At 51.0% G+C, this 19,582-nt stretch carries 14 protein-coding genes; 6 read left to right on the top strand and 8 right to left on the bottom strand.

All coding sequences use genetic code 11. The features are described from left to right. Positions 1-114: 114 nt before the first annotated feature. From GCU68_RS18520 to GCU68_RS18530, 3 genes are all read left to right on the top strand, one after another. Complete coding sequence (locus GCU68_RS18520; protein WP_152944072.1) at positions 115-1,593, top strand: aldehyde dehydrogenase family protein; 1,479 nt, start codon at positions 115-117, stop codon at positions 1,591-1,593. A 228-nt stretch (positions 1,594-1,821) separates the two neighbouring features. Then, entirely contained in the window at positions 1,822-2,577 is a 756-nt protein-coding gene (locus GCU68_RS18525; RefSeq protein WP_152944074.1) for an SDR family oxidoreductase, read from the top strand. Between the two features lies 1 nt (position 2,578). Then, entirely contained in the window at positions 2,579-3,856 is a 1,278-nt protein-coding gene (locus GCU68_RS18530; RefSeq protein ID WP_161991527.1) for an ArgE/DapE family deacylase, read from the top strand. Between the two features lie 178 nt (positions 3,857-4,034). Here the strand turns inward: GCU68_RS18530 and GCU68_RS18535 are convergent, their stop codons facing one another. From GCU68_RS18535 to GCU68_RS18550, 4 genes are all read right to left on the bottom strand, one after another. Next, positions 4,035-5,276, bottom strand: coding sequence for a Zn-dependent hydrolase (locus GCU68_RS18535; RefSeq protein ID WP_152944077.1), 1,242 nt, complete (start codon positions 5,274-5,276; stop codon positions 4,035-4,037). Positions 5,277-5,613: 337 nt separating this feature from the next. Continuing rightward, positions 5,614-7,053, bottom strand: coding sequence for a sodium:solute symporter family protein (locus GCU68_RS18540; RefSeq protein ID WP_152944079.1), 1,440 nt, complete (start codon positions 7,051-7,053; stop codon positions 5,614-5,616). Between the two features lie 364 nt (positions 7,054-7,417). Beyond that, complete coding sequence (locus GCU68_RS18545) at positions 7,418-8,590, bottom strand: M20 family metallopeptidase (protein WP_152944081.1); 1,173 nt, start codon at positions 8,588-8,590, stop codon at positions 7,418-7,420. A gap of 399 nt (positions 8,591-8,989) precedes the next feature. Then, on the bottom strand, positions 8,990-10,330 hold the full coding sequence (locus tag GCU68_RS18550) for an aminotransferase family protein (RefSeq protein ID WP_152944083.1): 1,341 nt from the start codon (positions 10,328-10,330) through the stop codon (positions 8,990-8,992). 174 nt (positions 10,331-10,504) lie between these two features. Here GCU68_RS18550 and GCU68_RS18555 point away from each other — a divergent pair, with 174 nt between their 5' ends. Further along, positions 10,505-11,983, top strand: a complete 1,479-nt coding sequence (locus GCU68_RS18555) for a CoA-acylating methylmalonate-semialdehyde dehydrogenase (protein ID WP_152944085.1) — start codon at positions 10,505-10,507, stop codon at positions 11,981-11,983. A gap of 857 nt (positions 11,984-12,840) precedes the next feature. Here GCU68_RS18555 and GCU68_RS18560 read toward each other — a convergent pair. Further along, a complete protein-coding gene (locus tag GCU68_RS18560) occupies positions 12,841-13,359 on the bottom strand; it encodes a hypothetical protein (protein WP_152944086.1) in 519 nt (172 codons plus the stop codon). A gap of 2 nt (positions 13,360-13,361) precedes the next feature. Next, positions 13,362-14,975: a sodium/proline symporter gene (locus GCU68_RS18565; RefSeq protein WP_152944088.1), complete on the bottom strand. Its 1,614-nt coding sequence runs from the start codon at positions 14,973-14,975 to the stop codon at positions 13,362-13,364. Positions 14,976-15,499: 524 nt separating this feature from the next. Here GCU68_RS18565 and GCU68_RS18570 point away from each other — a divergent pair. After that, the gene (locus tag GCU68_RS18570; RefSeq protein WP_152944090.1) at positions 15,500-16,021 is read left to right on the top strand and encodes an Lrp/AsnC family transcriptional regulator; all 522 of its coding nucleotides are present in this window, start codon (positions 15,500-15,502) and stop codon (positions 16,019-16,021) included. A 283-nt stretch (positions 16,022-16,304) separates the two neighbouring features. On the opposite strand, the gene GCU68_RS18575 is transcribed toward GCU68_RS18570, so the two are convergent. After that, on the bottom strand, positions 16,305-17,609 hold the full coding sequence (locus GCU68_RS18575; protein WP_152944092.1) for an RNA-guided endonuclease TnpB family protein: 1,305 nt from the start codon (positions 17,607-17,609) through the stop codon (positions 16,305-16,307). A gap of 44 nt (positions 17,610-17,653) precedes the next feature. Between GCU68_RS18575 and tnpA the strand changes: the two genes are divergently transcribed. After that, positions 17,654-18,061 (top strand): IS200/IS605 family transposase, encoded by a 408-nt coding sequence (tnpA, locus tag GCU68_RS18580; protein WP_152944094.1) that lies wholly within the window; start codon positions 17,654-17,656, stop codon positions 18,059-18,061. 1,121 nt (positions 18,062-19,182) lie between these two features. Here tnpA and GCU68_RS21115 read toward each other — a convergent pair. Beyond that, on the bottom strand, positions 19,183-19,582 hold a 400-nt coding region (locus GCU68_RS21115; protein ID WP_161991528.1), incomplete at its 5' end, for a hypothetical protein.

Genomic DNA, 19,582 nt, shown 5'->3' on the forward strand with positions numbered 1-19,582 from the left:
GAAGGTGCTAAACTAGACAGTGACCAAAATCGTGAGCAAAATTCAGGCTGTAGGCTGAGTAGACGAATATATTCGGACCAAACGATTAATGAACTGTATAGTATACTATAATGCATGACCATCTCAGACAGACTGGTTCGAGACACGTACGGCCTCTATATCGGAGGAAAATGGATGTCAGCAGTGGACGGTGAGCATTTGCTCACCATCAATCCGGCAACTGAAAAACCGCTTGCGGAGGTGGCAGCGGCACAAGCCACTGACGTCGACCGCGCGGTGGAGGTAGCACGCGAGGCATATCCTGCATGGCGTGACACATCACCAGATGAGCGTGGGCGTATTATTTATCGAATTGGACAACTTATTCGAGAGTATGGGGACGAATTAGCAGCTTTGGAGAGTTTAGACCAGGGAAAACCGCTTTCCCAAGCAGAGAGCGACATCGAGAGTGCAGCTCGATATTTCGAGTACTATGCAGGTGCGGCTGACAAGGTTGAAGGTAGAAGCATACCGGTCGGATCGAAGCAAGTTGATTTCACTGTACGGGAACCTTACGGTGTCAGTGTACAAATCACGCCGTGGAACTTTCCTGCAAACCTCTTTGCACGCGGTGTCGCACCAGCGCTCGTTGCTGGCAATACGACGGTCATCAAACCTGCTGAACAAACCCCACTCTCGACGCTTCGACTCGCAGAAATCTGTGCAGAGGCGGGTATCCCGGATGGTGTCGTCAATGTTGTCACAGGATTTGGAAAACCTACAGGATCAGCGCTCACCTCGCATCCTGACGTAGATACTATCACGTTCACTGGAAGTGTACCGACTGGCCAAGCCATTATGAAGCAGGCCGCGAACAACGTAACTCCAGTGACCTTGGAGCTCGGTGGCAAGAATCCTGCTATTGTGTTTCCCGATGCGGACCTCGACAAGACTACGAACTGGATCGCCAGAGCGATTTTCACGAACTCTGGACAAGTGTGTTCTGCGGCCGATCGAGTTGTTATTCACGAGGACGTTCACGACGAGTTTGTTAGCCGATTTGTCGACTGTGCTGAAAGCTATGAAATCGGACCAGGGGCACAGGACCTCGATATGGGACCGCTCGCCTCCGCAGACCAACTCGAGAAGGTGCTACGATACATTGAGATCGGTCACAAGGAGGGCGCTACACTTGCGACCGGTGGGAACGCTCTTGACCGAGATGGGTTCTTCGTCGAACCGACGGTATTCACAGACGTCGAGAACGATATGCGCATCGCGCAAGAGGAGATTTTTGGTCCCGTACTCACAGTAATCCCATTCACCACCGAGTCGGAGGCGCTCGAAATAGCAAACGACGTGGAGTACGGACTGGTCAGTGGCATCTTCACAGACGATATCAAGCGGGCCCATCGATTTGCCCAACGCCTCGAAGCCGGTAATGTATACATCAACAAGTGGTTCGGCGACACGAATCAGACTCCGTTTGGTGGTTACAAAAAAAGCGGTATCGGCCGTGAAAAGGGGCTAGATGCGCTCGAATCATATTTGCAGACAAAAAATATCGCTGTGAATATTGCAGATGACGATGAATTGGACCTCCCTGGTGCCTGATTTCTCGATACGTGACATCCTTTTCGGCGTAGTTACCGGAGATTTTCTCCTTATGGCGAAATGACCTTGAAAAGTCTGTTTTACAGGTAGCAGTTAATCAATGCGTTGTCACCAGACAAGACTGGATGAATTATCCCAAGTATATTTATATGATTATATTGCTAATGTTCCTCCCTAAGTTCGAATACTGTCCGATACTTTGATGGATCGGTACGATAACTATTGTCTATGATGTTGGATAACAAAACAGCCGTCATTACCGGTGCGGGATCCGGAATGGGCCGGGCGACAGCCCGCCTGTTCGCGGAGCGTGGCGCTCGCGTCGCCGTTGTCGATCTTGATGACGATGCTGCTATCGAGACTGTTTCGAATATCGAAGACACTGTAAGTGAAAACACGGCTGTCGCGATAACTGCGGATGTCTCTGATCCAGCGGACGTAGAGTCGTTTATCGAGCAAACCATCGAAGAGTTTGGGAGCATTGATATTCTCCACAACAACGCCGGAATCCCCCAAGAGTCAACCCCGATTGAGGACGTGACCGAACAGACGTGGGACCGTATCCAGGACGTGAACCTGAAGAGCGCATTCCTTGGCGCTAAGTACGCCGTTCCCCATATGCGCGAACAGGGAGAGGGCGTCATTCTCAACACGGCATCTACGGCAGGTATTCGTCCTCGAACAGGCCTTTCAGCGTACGCTGCCTCCAAAGGAGGGATGATAACCCTCACGAAACAGCTGGCGCATGAACTCGCTGAGGACGGGATCAGAGTGAACGCTATCTGTCCGGTCGCAACAGACACCGACATGCTTCCGGAATTCGCGGGTAACAACCTGAGCGTCGACTCGATGGCTAAAACCATCCCTTTAGGTCGACTAGCCAAACCAGAAGACACCGCCAGCGCAGCCGCCTTCCTTGCTAGCGACGAGGCATCAATGGTGACAGGGACTGTACTCGAAGTGGATGGAGGACGGGATATCTAATATGGTTACCAAACAAGCCATCTACGATGCAGTCGACGACCGTGAGGATCAGATCGTCGAGTTTGTACGTGAATTTCTTGCCGTCGAAACAGAGAACCCACCCGGGAGGAACTATCGAGAGGGCGCAGAATTTCTTGCCAGCGAACTAACTAACCGAGGTTACAACGTCGAGACAGTTACCGTTCCCGAGGAAATCGTCGCAGAGCATTATCCCCAACGGGTAGATCACGAGCGCGTAAACGTACTGGGACGAAAAACAGGCGAGCTATCTGGACCGGATATCCACTTTACGGGTCATTTCGACGTCGTTCCTGCGGGGGAAGACTGGAGCTATGACCCTTACGATCCGGCTGTTGAAGGTGGTCGTATCTACGGGCGAGGCGCCAGTGACATGAAATCTGGTATCGCAGCAAGCCTCTTCGCCATCGATGCGCTCGAAGCTACCGGCATTGAAATTCACGGATCGGTCACCCAGAGCATGACCGTGGACGAAGAAACAGGTGGGTTCACCGGACTTGGATATCTCGTCGACGAGGGATACATTTCCTCGGAGAACACTGATCACTGCATCTACACGGAGTGTTTCGATTCTTCCAGAATATGTCTCGGTCATCGAGGCGTACTGAAATTCCACGTCACTTCCCATGGTGTGAAGTCCCACGGCTGCATGGCTCATGAGGGATCGAACGCCGTCATGGCGATGAATGATTTCCTCGGACGAATCGATGAATATGAGGATGAACTTCACGCCCGCACAACCGATCTCTCGGTCACGCCACCAGAGTCACGCAGCGCAGACATCTCGGTGACGATGATCGATGCTGGTTACTCCGAAAATGTCGTTCCCGACCGGTGCCAGGCGACATTCTATCGAGTTCTCGTTCCTGGTGAGTCCATTGAGAGCGCCCGCAAAGAGATACGCGACCTGATAGACGGTGCTGAATCGGCGACGGGCCAGACGTTCGAGTACGACGAAATCATGTTCGCTGAGCCTGCAAGTGTCCCGGCAGACTGCACAGTTAGCCAAGCGTATACGGAGAACATTCTCGAGTTCTATGATGAAACCAATCCCGTGGTCTCGCCCGGCTCTGACGACCAGCGGTTCGTCGTCAACAACGCGGGTATCGAGGAGTGCATCGTCTACGGTCCTGGGCTGCTTGAACAGGCCCATGTTGTTGACGAATTTGTACCGATCGACGAGATCATAACCGCGGCGAAGGTAATGGCCGCGTCGACAGCTGATCTGATGGGTGCCACCGAGTCATTTATTGACAGCTAAAATCGTAGGGTTAAGGAGATAAGCGATCATTTTTCTGATACCATACTGCAGGCAGTGTAATTACAATTTAGAGTCAGTACTCCGCTCTGGAAGGTAAAATGACCGTCGCCAACCCAGAAGAATATTTGTCCTCTGGTAATCGTGCTGGTCTCCGATTACTCCTCGAAGATTTTTTCTTCTACTTTGTCACGTTGTTCGCAAGCTCAAGTGCCGCGTTCGCCAGAACAGTCGCCGCTTCGTAGCAGTCGTTCCAACTGGTGAATTCTGCCGGTGAGTGGCTCTTGCCGCCCTCGCTGACTGCAAACACCATGCTGGTGTCGCAGACTGATGCAAGATGAGTCGCATCGTGGCCTGCACCGCTGATCAATTCGAGGTATCGGCAGTCGCGATTCTCAGCTGCCTGACGAACAGCGTCGACAGGGCGATCTGAGAAAGAAATAGCTGGCGCACGCATGCGTTCTTCGGTCTCGTAATCGACTCCTTCCCGTTTAGCCACATGCTCAGCCTCCTCAAGTACCCGCTGGTACGCTTGCTCGACGACTTCGTCGTCGGGATCGCGAAATCCCCATGTTACCGTCACTTCACCAGGGATGACGTTGATGGAGTTTGGTTTGGTATCGACGTAACCGACGGTCCCAACAGTCTGATCGCCGAGTGTCCCAGGAATGCGTCGAATCGCCGTAATCAGATCCGCGGCCGCTACAAGAGCGTCACTACGGTGATGCATCGGTGTCGGTCCGGAGTGATCTGCCTCGCCATGGAAAGTAACTGCACCCCATGTGAATCCGACGATACCGGTGACGACCCCAACGTCTGCGCCGGTCTCAGCGAGCTTCGGCCCCTGCTCGACATGGAGTTCGAGATAAGCTTCGTACTCGGAGTCTGGTTCTGCCGGGATGTCTCCCCGATAACCGATGTTATCGAGCGCTTCGCCAAGCGCAACACCGTCGTCGTCCGTTTTTGAGCGTTCGACCTCAATGTCATGTGCGCCGGCCCAAACGCCGCTGCCTTGCATTGCCGGCTGGAAACGAGATCCTTCTTCGTTCGTCCAGTTCACGACCTCAACGGGTCGAACCGTCTCGATATCTTCGTCATTTAGCGCGCGGACAAACTCTAGGGCCGCGACCACGCCGAGTGCCCCATCGTAGATACCACCGTTTGGCTGGGAATCAAGATGCGAGCCTAGTAACACTGGTGCAGCATCAGGATTGCTCCCTTTGCGTCGGCCGAATATATTACCGAATTCGTCGATGCGGACTGTGAGTTCGGCTGCCTGTAGCTGGTCGACAAACCAGTCTCGGATTTCGCGATCGGACTCAGTGAGCGCAAGTCGGTGCAGGCCGCCGTCCTCGGTGGCGCCGTATGTTGCCTGCTCTTCCATCGTCGCAACGAGGCGATCATGGTCAATCTGGAGCGTCATGCTGAACCACCTAATTGATGGATTCCATAAGTAGCTTCACAAGGATGCCCACATGTAGCGCGCAGTTTCCGGTTTGTGAGATCGATAATTACACTGGAGTCAGTTTGCGTGTGCTCCTGCGAACGCGCCTTCTCATCAATGTGACAATAGATGCTGGCGGGATGACCGAAGTGATCGCTGAGTGCTGATTTAATACTCTCTGAGCGCTGTTCGAGTGCTCGTCGGAACTGACGCGGTCGATAAAGTGTATCCGGTAGTTGGTACCCCATACAACTCTTGAAGCCGTCATCGATTGCGTGTGGTATTTCAGACATGGTTGGATCAGTTCGTTAAGTAGTCAGTCACCAGCCATTGCTCCGCCCTTCGGTTCAGTGCCTGAGAGAAGGACATGACCGATGAAAAGCACAAGCGTTGCTGCACCGACCCCGATAAAGGTTGACGGGACGCCAAACAGGCCACCAGTAAATTCGGTCCCGACGCCGAGTATTGCACCGGTGACGACGGATACGAGGATAGCCCGTCCACTCAAACCAGCCCAGTAGAGTCCTAGGTAGACTGGAATGAGGAATGCACTGGTCAGGAGGACTGCCCGAAAGTTGTAGAGTTCAATGATAGTCCCGGGCGGATTAACTGCTGCTGCAGTCGCTGCGAGACCGAAAATGATGGTTGCAGCCCGTGAGACACGAAGCTGAGAGGCACCACTGGCGTCAGGACGGAAGTAGCTGTAAATATCACGTGCAGTGGTGATACCGGTTGAGTGCAGACGTGTGTCCGTTGTCGAAAGGATAGCGCTCATGACCGCGATGATGATGATAACGCCAACACCAGAAGGAACGTAATCAGTGATAAGAGTGGGGAACGCTGCATCCTGTGTCTGGACAGCTAGTCCATTTAAGTCAAGAGCAACTGTCGTAGCACCGCCGAGAATGACAAGCGCCGAATAGAACACCGACAGAATGACGCCGGCCGCAGCAAGATGGAGTTTTGCAGTCTTGACGTCTCTCGTTGCCGCGATGCGTACAATGTTGTTTTGCTCAGTGAAGATAGTTCCGAAGAAAGCGACGATCGTCGCGATAATACCGATGGCAGTGTAAGTGCCTTCGTTCGTGGGATGGACGTATGAAGAGTCAAGCGTAGCGAACTGCTGATTAATAGCGGTGAATCCTCCGAGGTCAAATACCATGTATCCGAGCGAGAGCAACACTGCACCGACCATGAGCGTTCCTTGTAGAAAGTCGGTCCATGCAACGCTGACGAGTCCACCAAGGACGGTGTAGGCGATGAACACAATGCCGATGACCCATACCATATATTCATAGGGAACGCCAGTAATCGTCGTAACCAACAGACTCGCACCAACAAGCTGCATAACCAGATACAGCCATCCATTACCAAGCAATACCGCACCCGCGATAGGCCGAGCAATCTCGTAACCTGTTACGCTGGCAATTATATCCGGGAATGTTAAAAGGTTGAGATTACGTACCCGATCAACTGCGAAATAGAGCGCACTTGTCCCAAGCATTAGCCCGAAGATGGTGTGTGTCATCAATGAGTAGCCCTCGCCGTAGACTGCACCGATAAATCCGATGACGCTGACTGCACTCACGAAATTCGCGACGAACGACCACGTGGCCAGCCACGGACCCATGTCCTGACCAAATGCCCAGAAATCCATAACGTCAGATGTCTTGGTATATCCCCAAATTCCGATAGCGAGTACGATGAGGAGATATACAATGAACGTCCCGAGATAAAAAGGATTAATTTCTGCCATCGGTGTGTCCTCCGTCGGTTGTACGATCTTTCACGGGACTGCTACTCTCCGTAGTACGTTCCTTTGCTACCTCGTTTATTGGTCTTCCAAGTATCATGTGAGCGACGACATAGTGAATTGCTCCTAGACTCCCTGCAACGAGCGTCGCAAGGAATACTAAGAACATTGATTCGGGCATGCCAAGCATTGTCATGTATTGTCTGATTATCGAATCAACGTAATACCTTGTAAATATACTGGTATTATTAGTACTAAATCCTATGGAAAAATACTACAGAAGGAAAATTTCCCCATATATTGCTATATCCTGATACAATATTAGGTGAAATCGTTATCGAGCAATCTGTGTCCCAGTGTGACTTAGCTACTCTAAATCACCATCGAGTACTTCACGTGCTGCACCAAGGAGTGCGTCAAGCCCGTCATTGGCAGCTGATAGTTCAACACGTTCATCGTAGGTGTGAGCCTGCGAGAGGTCGCCTGGACCCCAGGTAATAGCCTCAATATCAGCGTCATTAACGAAATTACGGACATCAGTTGATGCATTGACTCCCCATGGATCGGTTGATACGTCTGCGACCTTGGCCGAATGGTGCCGGAATACCTCTGCGAGAGAACTGTCTGTATCGATAGCAGCTGATTCGTACGTCCGAGTACGCTCCCATGACACTTCGATATCGTGATGGTCAGCGACCTGATTAAGTAACTCGTCGATCTCTGTATCAATATCTTGAATGCTTTCTTCAGGAAGGAAGCGTCGATCGATCGTAATAGTCGCTTGTTCTGGGACTACGTTCTCTTTTGTTCCTGCTTCAAGCATTGTCACCGTAGCGTATGCCTGACCGACGAGATCATCCTCACGAGTCCGTACGGTCTTATCGTAGTCAGTGAGCGCATCGAGAACGGGACGTGCATACTGGATAGCGTTCGAACCCTGGTCAGGACGGCTCGCGTGTGAGGGATCGCCTGAGACGGTAATCTCGTACCAAGCCAACCCTTTCTCGCTCGTTGCGGTTCGCATCTCGGTCGGTTCGAGCACGACACCGTAGTCGCCGTCATATCCGTTCTCGAGCAAGGTTTTCGTTCCTGGCTCAGCGGTCTCCTCGCCGATAGCGGCGTGGAACGCAACCGACCCCGAAAGCTCACCAGCCTCGATTTCTTCGGCAAGTTCCGCAGTCGCCAACATTGCTATCGCAATTCCCGTCTTCATGTCAACGCTACCCCGTCCGTACAGATATCCGTCTTCTACCTCGGCGTCGTAGGGGTTGTGCGTCCACTCGTCGATATCCCCTGCGGGTACGACGTCGATATGACCGTTCAGGACAAGTGTCGGGTCACCTTCCCCAATGCGGGCACCGACTTGCGGTCGGTCGGTATATGGTTCTTCTACTAACTCTGCATTGATGCCGTGCTCGTCAAACCACTTGACAATATACTCTACGCATTTTTTCTCGTTGCCAGGTGGATTTTCCGTTTCGATCTGTACCAAGTCGCCGACAAGCGTGGTCAACTTCCCGGTGTGTTTAGCGCGAGACATACTCACTCATATTAGAACATCAGTGAAAAATTGTTTTATTATTTTATGATAATATTTTAGTGGTTTAAATATAATCGTCCAAAGTACAGTGCAACAAGAAAGAGGTAGAACAGTGTTCAAGTATATATAAGATACAAAGAAATTTGTACAGGGTCTAAGTTGGGAGACTTCATCGTCGCATTGAGTCTGCGAGCGCAGATTCTTGAGCCACATCGCTTGGTCAGAACTTGATCAGTACACTAAAAAATTGAATCTACAGCCAGAGTACAACGGACTGCATAGCCAGTCCAGTCACCGTGCCGATCTCATTAAACAGCCATTGTGTATCCAATATTCGATCTGAATATACTCGTGTCAGTAATTATCAGTTTTACTCACATTCTGTTCCGGTTATTTGATTTATATTTTCATAGCGTTGTCAGAAACCTTGAGGCCAGCATCGATTGCTTTGATCGCTTCATCAATTTCGTCCTCAGTGATCGTGAGCGGTGGGGCAATAATCAGTGTATTAATCATATTTGCGACGTAGGCCCCATGTTCTTTGGCGGTCGTAGTCACTTCGTCAACGACGGTACTCCCACTACTAATCTTGTCTTCGCGCTTGCCAAATGGAACGCGTTCTTCAGGGTCCTTTGTAAGTTCGATTCCACGGAATAAGCCGACACCGCGAGTATCACCGACACTTGGATGTTTCTCTGCGAGCTCATCGATGTGCTCGCTTAGATATTCTCCCATTTCATTCGCTCGTTCGATAAGATTCTCTTCTTGGTAGGTTTCTAATGTCGCAAGCCCCGCAGCAACTGCAGCAGGGTGGCCAGCATATGTGTGGCCGTGACAGAGCATATTTTCCTCGAAGTGGTCGGCAATCTCAGAGTTGACGATCGTGGCGCCAAGCGGCTGGTAAGCGCCTGTCAATCCTTTTGCCATTGTCATGATGTCGGGTTCGACATCAAAGACGTCAGAGCCAAACCACTCACCTGTTCGTCCAAATCCAGACATCACTTCGTCGCAAATCAGCAGCGCACCGTGGTCGTGGGCAATTTCTTTGAGCCGTGGAAGATACTCCTCCGGTGGCACCAGAATACCGTTCGAGCCGACGATCGGTTCCACGAGAATTGCCGCGACCGTATCTCCCTCGAGTTCAAGCATTTCATCAATGTATTCAACACTCTCCATTGGATCCAATGTCGACCCGTACGCATATGGATCAGGTGCCTTGATTGTTCCCGGGATTCCGGGTTCAGACTTCAATCGTCGAGGATCGCCAGTAACACTGATTGATCCGTAGGTTGCACCGTGGTACGACCGGTAACGTGAGATGATTTTCTGTTTTCCGGTATAGAAGCGTGCAATTTTGATAGCAGCCTCAACTGCCTCCGTGCCACTAGTCGAAAAGAACGTCTTTGAGAGATCACCGGGTGTTACCTCGGCGAGCTTTGCCCCGAGTTTTGCGCGGGCTTCAGTCGTGTAGTTCGGTGCAACATACGCTGCCTCACGTACTTGCTCAGCAACAGCTTCAGAAACTTTGTCGGCTGAATGGCCGAGGTTTGAGCACATCAACTGGCTTGAAAAATCGATGTACTCCTCACCGTCTGCAGTAGTGAACCGAACGCCATCAGCATCAACGACCTCGGTTGGACTAACCTCTTTTTGGAACGACCATGTCCCAAAGACGTGCTCTTTGTCAGTCTCCTCAACTTCATTTAGGCTAGGTTCAGCGGGATACTCTCGTTTCGCCATTTGCGTGTGGCAGGTATTATCTTACCACTGATTAATCTTTGGGGAAATTAGGTCGTTTCCAGAATTCTGTTCTAAATATACCCTATTACTAGGGAATTTGTATCCTATTTCCCCCTCTATTCTGGAGGTTGTGGGAAAGGTTTATTATATGAGAGATGTAGTTGCAAATGTCTGATGTCGCTTAATACCACCCCGCCATGGGATGACGTACAGAACTATATCAACGGCAACTGGCAAACACCATCTAGCGATGAGGGTCAGAGTGTTGTTAATCCGGCTACCGGCAAGGAAATTTCCTATGTCGGGTTCAGTTCTACTGATGATATTGATGCTGCAGTACAAGCTGGACAAAAGGCGTTTGAGGATTGGAGCGAGCGTCCGGTTGAAGAACGTATCCAGCCGCTTTTCGAGTTCAAGCAACTGCTCGAAGAACATCACGACGAACTTGCAGAGGTCCTCGTTCAAGAACATGGTAAGACGTTCGCCGAGGCAAAGGGCGAGCTCCGTCGCGGAATCGAGAATGTCGAGGTCGCCTGCGGTATTCCCTCGATGATGCAGGCGGGTCATTTGCCGAACGCTGCTCCGGATATCGACGAAACAGCAGTCCGTAAGCCATTAGGTGTTTTTACCGCGATTACGGCATTTAATTTCCCGGGCATGATTCCATTGTGGTTCTTGCCGTATGCAGTTGCAACTGGGAACGCGTTCATTTTGAAGCCCAGTGAGCAGGATCCAGTCGTCGCACAGCGTCTGTTCGAGTTGATTGATGAGGCAGGTTTCCCAGATGGTATCGTTCAACTCGTCAATGGGAGTGTCGATACTGTGAATACGCTGCTTGATCATGATGGAATCCAGGGTGCGTCGTTCGTTGGATCCACGCCTGTCGCGAAAACAATCTACGAGCGTGCAGCAGCCAACGGCAAGCGCGTCCAGGCACAGGGTGGTGCGAAAAACCACATCATTGTCACTGAGACCGCCGATCTCGACTTCGCTGCGAGGAAGACGGTGTCGTCAGCCTGTGCTTGTGGTGGTGAACGGTGCCTCGCAAATGATGTCGTTGTCGTTGAAGAAAGTGTCTACGAGGAGTTCGTTGATCGCGTTGTCCAAGAGGCAGAGGCTCAGACAGTTGGCTATGGTCTTGATGATGAAACTGATATTGGTGCGCTTATTACGCCCGAACACGAGTCACGCGTGCGTGACATGATTGCAAGCGGAATCGACGAAGGTGCTGAACTACTTCTTGATGGGCGCGATGTGGAGATCAACGGCTATGAGGAGGGCAACTTCCTCGGTCCAACTGTGTTTAGCGATGTTGATCCAGAAATGACGATTGCCAGTGAGGAAATATTTGGACCGGTGATTGGCTTGCTACCAGTCACCGACATTGACGAGGCGATCGATGTGCTGAACCGAAGTGACTTCGGTAACGCTGCGAGCTTATTCACCGGTAGCGGCGCCGATGCGCGGAAGGTCCGGCACCAAGCAGATGTCGGTAATCTTGGTGTCAACGCCGGCACCGCTGCCCCAATGGCCTTCTTCCATTTCGGTGGACGGAAGGACTCGTTCTTCGGTGACTTGCATGCACAGGGTGAGGATATGATCCACTTCTACACGGACAAAACGGTTTACATCGAGCGCTGGCCCGACGCCTGATCATTGCCCTTTCTGGAGACCATTTCTGATTTCATATTTCATTATTTTGACTGGTTCTCGAGGATAAACACCTAGCCTACGTTCTGTCTCAAAATTCAATATCACTCGAAAGAACCCACACCAAAGTTGTGATTTTCCTCGCCCGAAAATTTTCCATTGGAGTTCGGCTATGCGAATCCACCGAGACAACTTGTGAGTTTGTATCCACTTCTTTAGATTTTCGAGAGAACGTAATAACTCCGGTCGTTTCTGATTGTCCTACTTGAATCGCACGGGCCGTGCTATCGGTCTAGCTCTCGTATCGCTATTTTCTCGAGGGAACATTCTGACGCCGTGAAGCCGGCATGTCCCTTTGATCCATACAGAATATTACCTTATTTTCAGATCAATCGTCTCCGTGTGGTCGCCACACTCGAGATCTGTCTGACCTATCCAGATCCCACAGTGATTCCAGACTTCGCAGGCGATCTCTCGTCACAGTCGATTTCGGAATGACCCACTCTACTAGTTCGATACTCAGCTACAACTGACGATGCATGCTTCATATCCGTTTTCATATCGTCAGAAACGTAGTGAGCATCTCACTATTCATGTCAGCCGTCAAGGTGGCAGAGTATTGAAATACGTAAATGAAATTCGTGTGAGCGCTATATCCCACCTTGCTCGCGGCTTCGCCACTCGCTAAGGAAAGGAGATTAGCGCCCCAATTCAGCTAATATTTTTTGCAGCGTTGTAGTCCACACGGCTCTTGTGGAGTACCTCGGAATCAAGCCCCGAGGCACTCACCCTGCTATTCCTGTAGATCTACGTCTGAGATTTAAGATATATAACAGGTAAAAGACATGATTAGAACAATTTCAGTCGAGGTAGACTCTATGGAAATCGCCAGTAACGGCGTCGACAATATACGTCAAACGCTGTTCAGTGGTTGTTTCACATGTCACAACATGAAATGGACGATGGATGCGCCGGTTTTCAACGACCGTTAGGTCTGGCGGCGAGCCGACACGCAGTTCCTTTCGGGCGAGTTCCATTAAATAGGCACGTGCGGTTTGTTCCGGGTCTCGAATCCCTGTCTCTGGTGGAACAATTGCTTCTTCATCGACAACCTGTTCCATAGTATTGGGTACCTCGTCGATGAATACCTCCTTGTCATTACAGAGATCAATCCCGCAGTAGATGCGGTCGTCAAACTCGTCAAGGAGTGCCTCTGCATGGAGGTCGAACCCAAACACATGGTAGGGATAATACACTAGGCTGTCAGCAGTCGCATCGACCATTTTTTCGTCTGTTTTTATCAGTATCTCAGCTGCAGTCGCAGGTGAGATATCCGTTTCGAACACTGCAATCGTTGTTTGAGGACCGGTAGTTGCCATAGTTAGTCGTCTGCCAACTGGGTATTGACTGCCGGACTGTTAGTTTCGGTCACCTGTGCTGCTGTATCGTCGACAGCGAGATACTCGCCAATCGATCGCGCCTCCGGAGCGAGCGACCGCGTTGATTTTTGAATAGTGCCCGAGGGAGCCGTTTCAGCCCGACGAGCGCGCTGAACAATCGAAACAACTTGCTTAGTTGGTGGTTCTGTGATCAGTGTTACAACAATCATTAAGACTGCCGACACGATCAGTCCCGCGAAGAACGGGTGGATCGCGGATACTTCTTGGAGGTTCCATACCGTCCAAACAATGTTGGTTCCTGCACCACCGATCATGGCTGTGAGCGCACCCTGCCAATTAGCGCGGTCCCAGTAGATACCAGCAATGTTCGGTACCAGAAATGCTGTTCCGAGGCCACCGAATGCGAACACGACTAAAGTAAATATACCCGGTGGTTGGACAGCGGCAACAATAACGCCGATAACACCGATTGCGAGCACAAGCATTCGCGACCAGAAAAACATCTGGTCATCAGAGAGATCATCAGCAGCGAACCGCTGAACAACATCACGGGAAAGGATCGAGCCTGCCATGATCAGCAGCGAGTCGGCAGTACTCATAACTGCAGCCATCAGCGCGGCGAGGATGACTGCCGCTAGTACAGAAGGCAGCAGTGACGTTGCGAGGCGAGGAATTGCCATCTCAGGATCAGAGAGATTCGGCAAGAGAACGATCGCTACCAATCCGAGGATATACGGCTGATAGACGAAGAACGTATTATAGAATACGTTCCAAATAGCAGCTCCTTTTGCTGTATCTGGTTCGTCCATACTGAGATGACGGACAACTGCATGTGGAAGACCCATGTATCCAATAGAGTAAATAAGAACTGCGCCCGCGACTACACCCCATTCGCCAGCGTGCGCAAGACCTTTCCCCCAAATGGAGAGGTATGTGGGATCCACCGCGGCTATCTCGGTAATGAGGGCACCAGGTCCGCCGACTTCAAGAATAGCGGCGACAAGAATTACGTTGATACCGACAGCCATCACGATTGCCTGAAATGCGTCAGTCCAGGCAACCGCTAGGTAGCCGCCAACGAACGTATACAAAACGATGACTCCAGCACCAATAAGAAGGCCGTATATGAACGGTAACCCCATAACAGATTCAATTGCTTTCCCGGCTGCGATGAACTGTGCGAATACATACGCAGCGAGAAAAACAATTGCAATTGTGGCGCCAGCAACCCTAATGCTCGGATGCATGTAACGGTCCTCCAACCATTCAATAGGTGTGAGTGATCCGAGTGCTTCCGTAACTCGGCGTAGGTTTCGCCCAAGGATAGAGAGATTGACAAGTCCACCGCCGAAATCACCTGCCGCATACCAGAGCGCCCAGAGCCCTTGTTGGAACGCAAGTGCGGGCCCTCCCATAAACATGAAACCGCTCATCGAAGTGGATTGTAACGTGAGCGCGGTAACACCGCTGCCAATCGTACGGCCACCAAGAAGGTAATCGCTGAGACCATCCAGTTTTTTACTCGCAAGATAACCGAATACGAGCAGCCCCAGCAAATACATCACGAAAGGTATAACGATTGACCAGTTAGTCATACGGATTTAACCTCCTGTACCCGGTTAGCGGCACGTTCGTCATTTTTTCTCATTCGGTAGAGGGAGATGAGAGCGATAACCCACCAGAACGGGATCCACCCGAAGAGGATAATCACCGTACTGAGTTCAAGTTCGGAGATCATTGTTTATCCCTCCTATCCATTGACTTTCTTTCTATGACTAGGTGTAGGTGTGCTTGTAATACCATAGCACGATATGTTGGGACAATAGTTTAAATAATTTAGGGGTGGTAGAAGACTATCCGACTATATCCCTAATATGGCTATAAAAATCAATATTATCGGCTAGACTTAGTATGTAATTGTGCTGGCTAATTTGTATGAAAATTCGCGTGTCGTTTTTGTCTCTCCGTAAAAATATAACTTTATCAGATTATATTATTGCTAAAAAATTATTTCTACGTCCTAATTGAAAATACTGTACTATTATTTCCAATTCGTATGTGAGCACTGCCAACAACTATGAACAAAGTTTCTTGAGATAGCACCCCTAATCGGACCTGTATGAAGGAAGCTCCTCATAAAGCCTCTAATCTCGACGAAACTGATCTTGATATCCTTGAGAAGGTTGAAGATGACTTTGACGTTAGTCTTGAAACATTAGCTGACGAATTGGACCTCTCGAAGTCAGCGATCCACTATCGACTAAAGAAACTCAAGGATGATGGCGTGATCAAAGGAATTACCGCAGATATTGACCCGTTTGCATTCGGCTTGGAAATGGTTGCAATCACCGAAATATCGGTTACTCACGAAAGTGGGTACTCCGATAATATCGGTGAGAAACTGGCTGCGGTTCAGGGTGTCGAAGAAGTTTATTATACCATGGGAGATATTGACTTTGTTGTCATTAGCCGCGTGCAATCACGAAACCAACTGAACGACCTTATCGGGCGTATAGTCGAGATTGACGGTGTCAACGAAACATCATCGAAATCTGTATTGCAGAAATTTGATACTAACCGCACCACAACTGAAAATCTCACTCAAGAAGCACGTGACATCGTGCTTTCCTCAAACGATTAGTGGATTGCCTAGTGAGTTCTTACTTGGTTATTCAGATTACCTTGAATATATACTTGACCGACTCTATGGCAGCGTCTAATGAGGCTGGTTTGGGAAGCAAGCAGGCAATAGAGCTACTTTGGTCATGCTGCTCGCAGGCCTGTTCAGCAAGTGCGACGCGGCGGGGTTTGATCAGACTGTGCGTTGCGAATGCCCAGGACTGAGGCATATGATTCCGTGTGACTGTCTCCAGAGACTCAGTAAACAACCTCGGGCGCGGTGGCCCGAGGCTTTTGTAGTTCCCTCAGTCGTGCGCTAGCACTCCCTGTTCGGCAAGCGAGTGGGATGAGGTTGGGCGGCTTACACGCCCCGACCCGGACAGACGCACCAACCGCACCTGCGGTTGGGTTTTGTGAGTCCGGTAATTTGTCGTGTTACCGTCGAGTTTCGCCTTCTCGCGCCATGCGATGTTCACCGATGCATTCCGGTCGGCGTGGTCTTGCACCACGTCACACTCGTCGTTCGTACACCGGAATCGCCGTCCCTGCCGACTGCCGCGTTCACCACAACACGAACAGGTCTTCGAGTTGTAGTAAGCATCTATTGTGTCCGTGGGAATCTCTCGCCACGTCGCCTTGTACGAGACGAACTTCTCGAACTTGTGGAACGGCAATTTGTGCAATCGGCGGTTCATATACGTCCCGTACTTGATTTCGTCGCGGATACCGCTCATATCCTCGAACACGATAACCGGGTTCGAGAATTGCTCTGCGAACTCCACAACAGCACGGGAAAACCGATGCAACACCCACTCGGTGAAGCGCTCTTCCGTGTCACCGAGTTTCCGGTGGATGCTCGTCTTACCGTGTTCTTGACAGCGTTTCGTGATGGTGTGGTAGCGTTGGCGTTCCTGCTTGACTCGTCCGTAGTCAAGGACGAGTGTGCCCTTCGTTCGCATCGTGTCGCGGTCAAGGGCGGTGAGAGCGACGTTGCGTTCGTTGATGTCCACGCCAACAAGCGTGTCGCTGGTGTCGGGTTCGGGCACGTTGAACTCGCGTGTGACCGTGACGTGTAAGTAATACACGCCATCGCGGTACAGGAGTTCGGCCTGCCCAACATCCACTTCATCCGACGTGATAGCGTCTCGAAGTTCGTCCATCGCGTCCGGTTCGCCACGTAGGTGTCCTTTCACCTTCTTGTAGGGTTTCGGACTGATGCGGAACTGGACGCGATTCGTGTCTTCATCCACGGTGAGGCGGTAGCCTTCCGTGTGTGCCATCACGAGCGGATACGCACCAGATTTGTCCGTACTCGGCGGCGTCGGCTTGCCTCCATCAGGACCAGCCTGTTCTTCCCACCAGTCAAGGAGTGACTGGTATGAGTCCCACGTTTGGAGGGCTTTGCCGACGACCGCGCACTTGTTGTTCCGCAAGAAGTCGTCGCGGTCAACCTCGTTCTGTATCTCAGTGCGCGTGTACCCTTGTTGTGTGAGGCGGATGGTGTCGTTGAATATCTCGCGTGATGCAAGGCGGGCGTCGTGAAGCCACGTTCGTTCACCAGACGCTATGTGAAGGCGCGTCTGAATCGTTTTTGTGGCTTCTTCACCCATGCTTTGACAATCGTTCCAGAGTGTCATAAATGTAGGGAGTAGGGGTGGAAGAATACCGTCGTCATGCACATTTGGTTAGTTCCTGCAAGTATCACTTCGTGTGGTGTCCAAAGTACCGCCACCCGGTTCTCAACGTGGTTGAAGACGATGTGCGGGAGTTGTTTGGTGAGACTGCTGACCACTTCGGTCACAAGATTCTCGCCTTGGAGATCGCAGACGACCACGTTCACCTGTTCGTGCAAACAGACCCGAAGTACAGCCCTGCGAACATCGCTCGACAATTCAAGTCGTACTCTGGCAAGCACTTGCTGGAACGGTATCCCGAGATTCGAGAGTCGTATTTCTGGGGCGGCGGATTCTGGAAGGTCGGATACTACGTTGGGACGACGGGAGCGGTGTCGGAGGAAGTGGTTGAACAGTATATCGAAGAGACGGAACACGCGCCGGAGTGACGCGCTTCACCCCCGCCCACGGTGGGGCGGGGAACTCGCGCTGCTTTTCGTTTAGATAGTTCATCAGCACCGAATCCAGACTCGTCGAGGCACGGGCACAGTTCGGGATGATCATCTGGATCGAGAGCTTCGTATCACCGCCGTGGCGACGGCTTTTTATGAAAAAGATTTGGATCTATTTGTCCTCGAGCTACCCATTTAGTTCGTCAACCGCATCAGCGACGACGACCAGTTCCCCATACTCGTAGGAATCAAAGGCACCTACGGTCGGACGGCGAATCGTCATCAAATAATAGGATCAGACAGCGATACAGTTGCATCGGTGACTGCACACGACGTCATACCACTGTGAATTGGCCGTTCGATAAGCCACCGGAGACTGACCAGTCAGAGAGATCGAGTCGAGAGCGACCACGAAAGAATTGGGTTCAGAACTTGAATAGATACATAGTCGAAACTCGAACCCATGAGTCATCACTCCAGTGGAGATTCGAAAGCAAAAGTGGGGCACGATCGAGTGTCAGTCGCTATCTCTCTGTCTGTCACATGTTCCATCGGCTACTGAAGACGCCTTCACCGGTCAGATTCCGAGGTTTCACGACTCGAGATCGCGATGTGTCTGTTTCTCTTTGACCGAGTCTCGGACGACTGTTCTCTGGTAGTCTGATCAGTCAAACTGATCAGTATTACTATTAAGAAGGGTTAAGAGGGGTTAAGAGTTGACCGGCCGGCAACGGCATTGTTGTAATCTATACGAACGCGCTCCTCCCCTCCCTACTCACTCGCTTCGCTCGTTCCTTGAGGATAGTGCGGAACCGAAGGTTCCGCTGACCGTGCGAACGGCGAAGCCGTGAGCAGAAGGGGACTCCGCGCTACCGCTTCAGTTGAACCACCTCGGGGTCAAGTGGTTCGAGATGCCGAAGACGTCTCGTCATCAGGAGAGTGCGAAGCTCTCTCGAACGCCCCGAGGCACTCGGCCTGCTCCACCTGTAGAAATGCGTCTTTCAGTTCGACCGCTGTAGTTCCAGTACTGAATGAAGAATCGAGCTAGTGACGTGCACCCACGACTGAAGTCGTAGGTTTTGCGCCTGTCCTTGTATTACTGTGGAAAAATTCTCACGTTAGAAATCCACACCCCACTCGCGGAGAATATCCTCAGCGTCATCTAAATTCTGCATCCCGGCAAGGTAGATTGCTTCCCGAGCATCGAGTTTATAGAGATCATCGTCAAATCGGTCCTCAAGATCGCGGCGTGCCTGTTTCTCTTTGTCCTCAGTATCCTGGTAGACAAACAGTTGATGCACACCCCCATCGCGGTCTTCTTTGACTGAATCTCTGACGACTATTCTTGGTAAGTCTGATCGGTCAAACTGATCAGTATTACTACCAGACAGAGTCGGATTGTCTCCCTGCTTAGACTGGACAGGCTGTCCAGTACCACTGACTGTCTTTTTTTGTTCACCAGACTGATCAGACTGTTCAGTATTACCAGTATTACTGACTGTCTTGTCTTGTTCTTCT

It is taken from the genome of Natronorubrum aibiense, assembly GCF_009392895.1.
Classification (GTDB): Archaea; Halobacteriota; Halobacteria; order Halobacteriales; family Natrialbaceae; genus Natronorubrum; species Natronorubrum aibiense.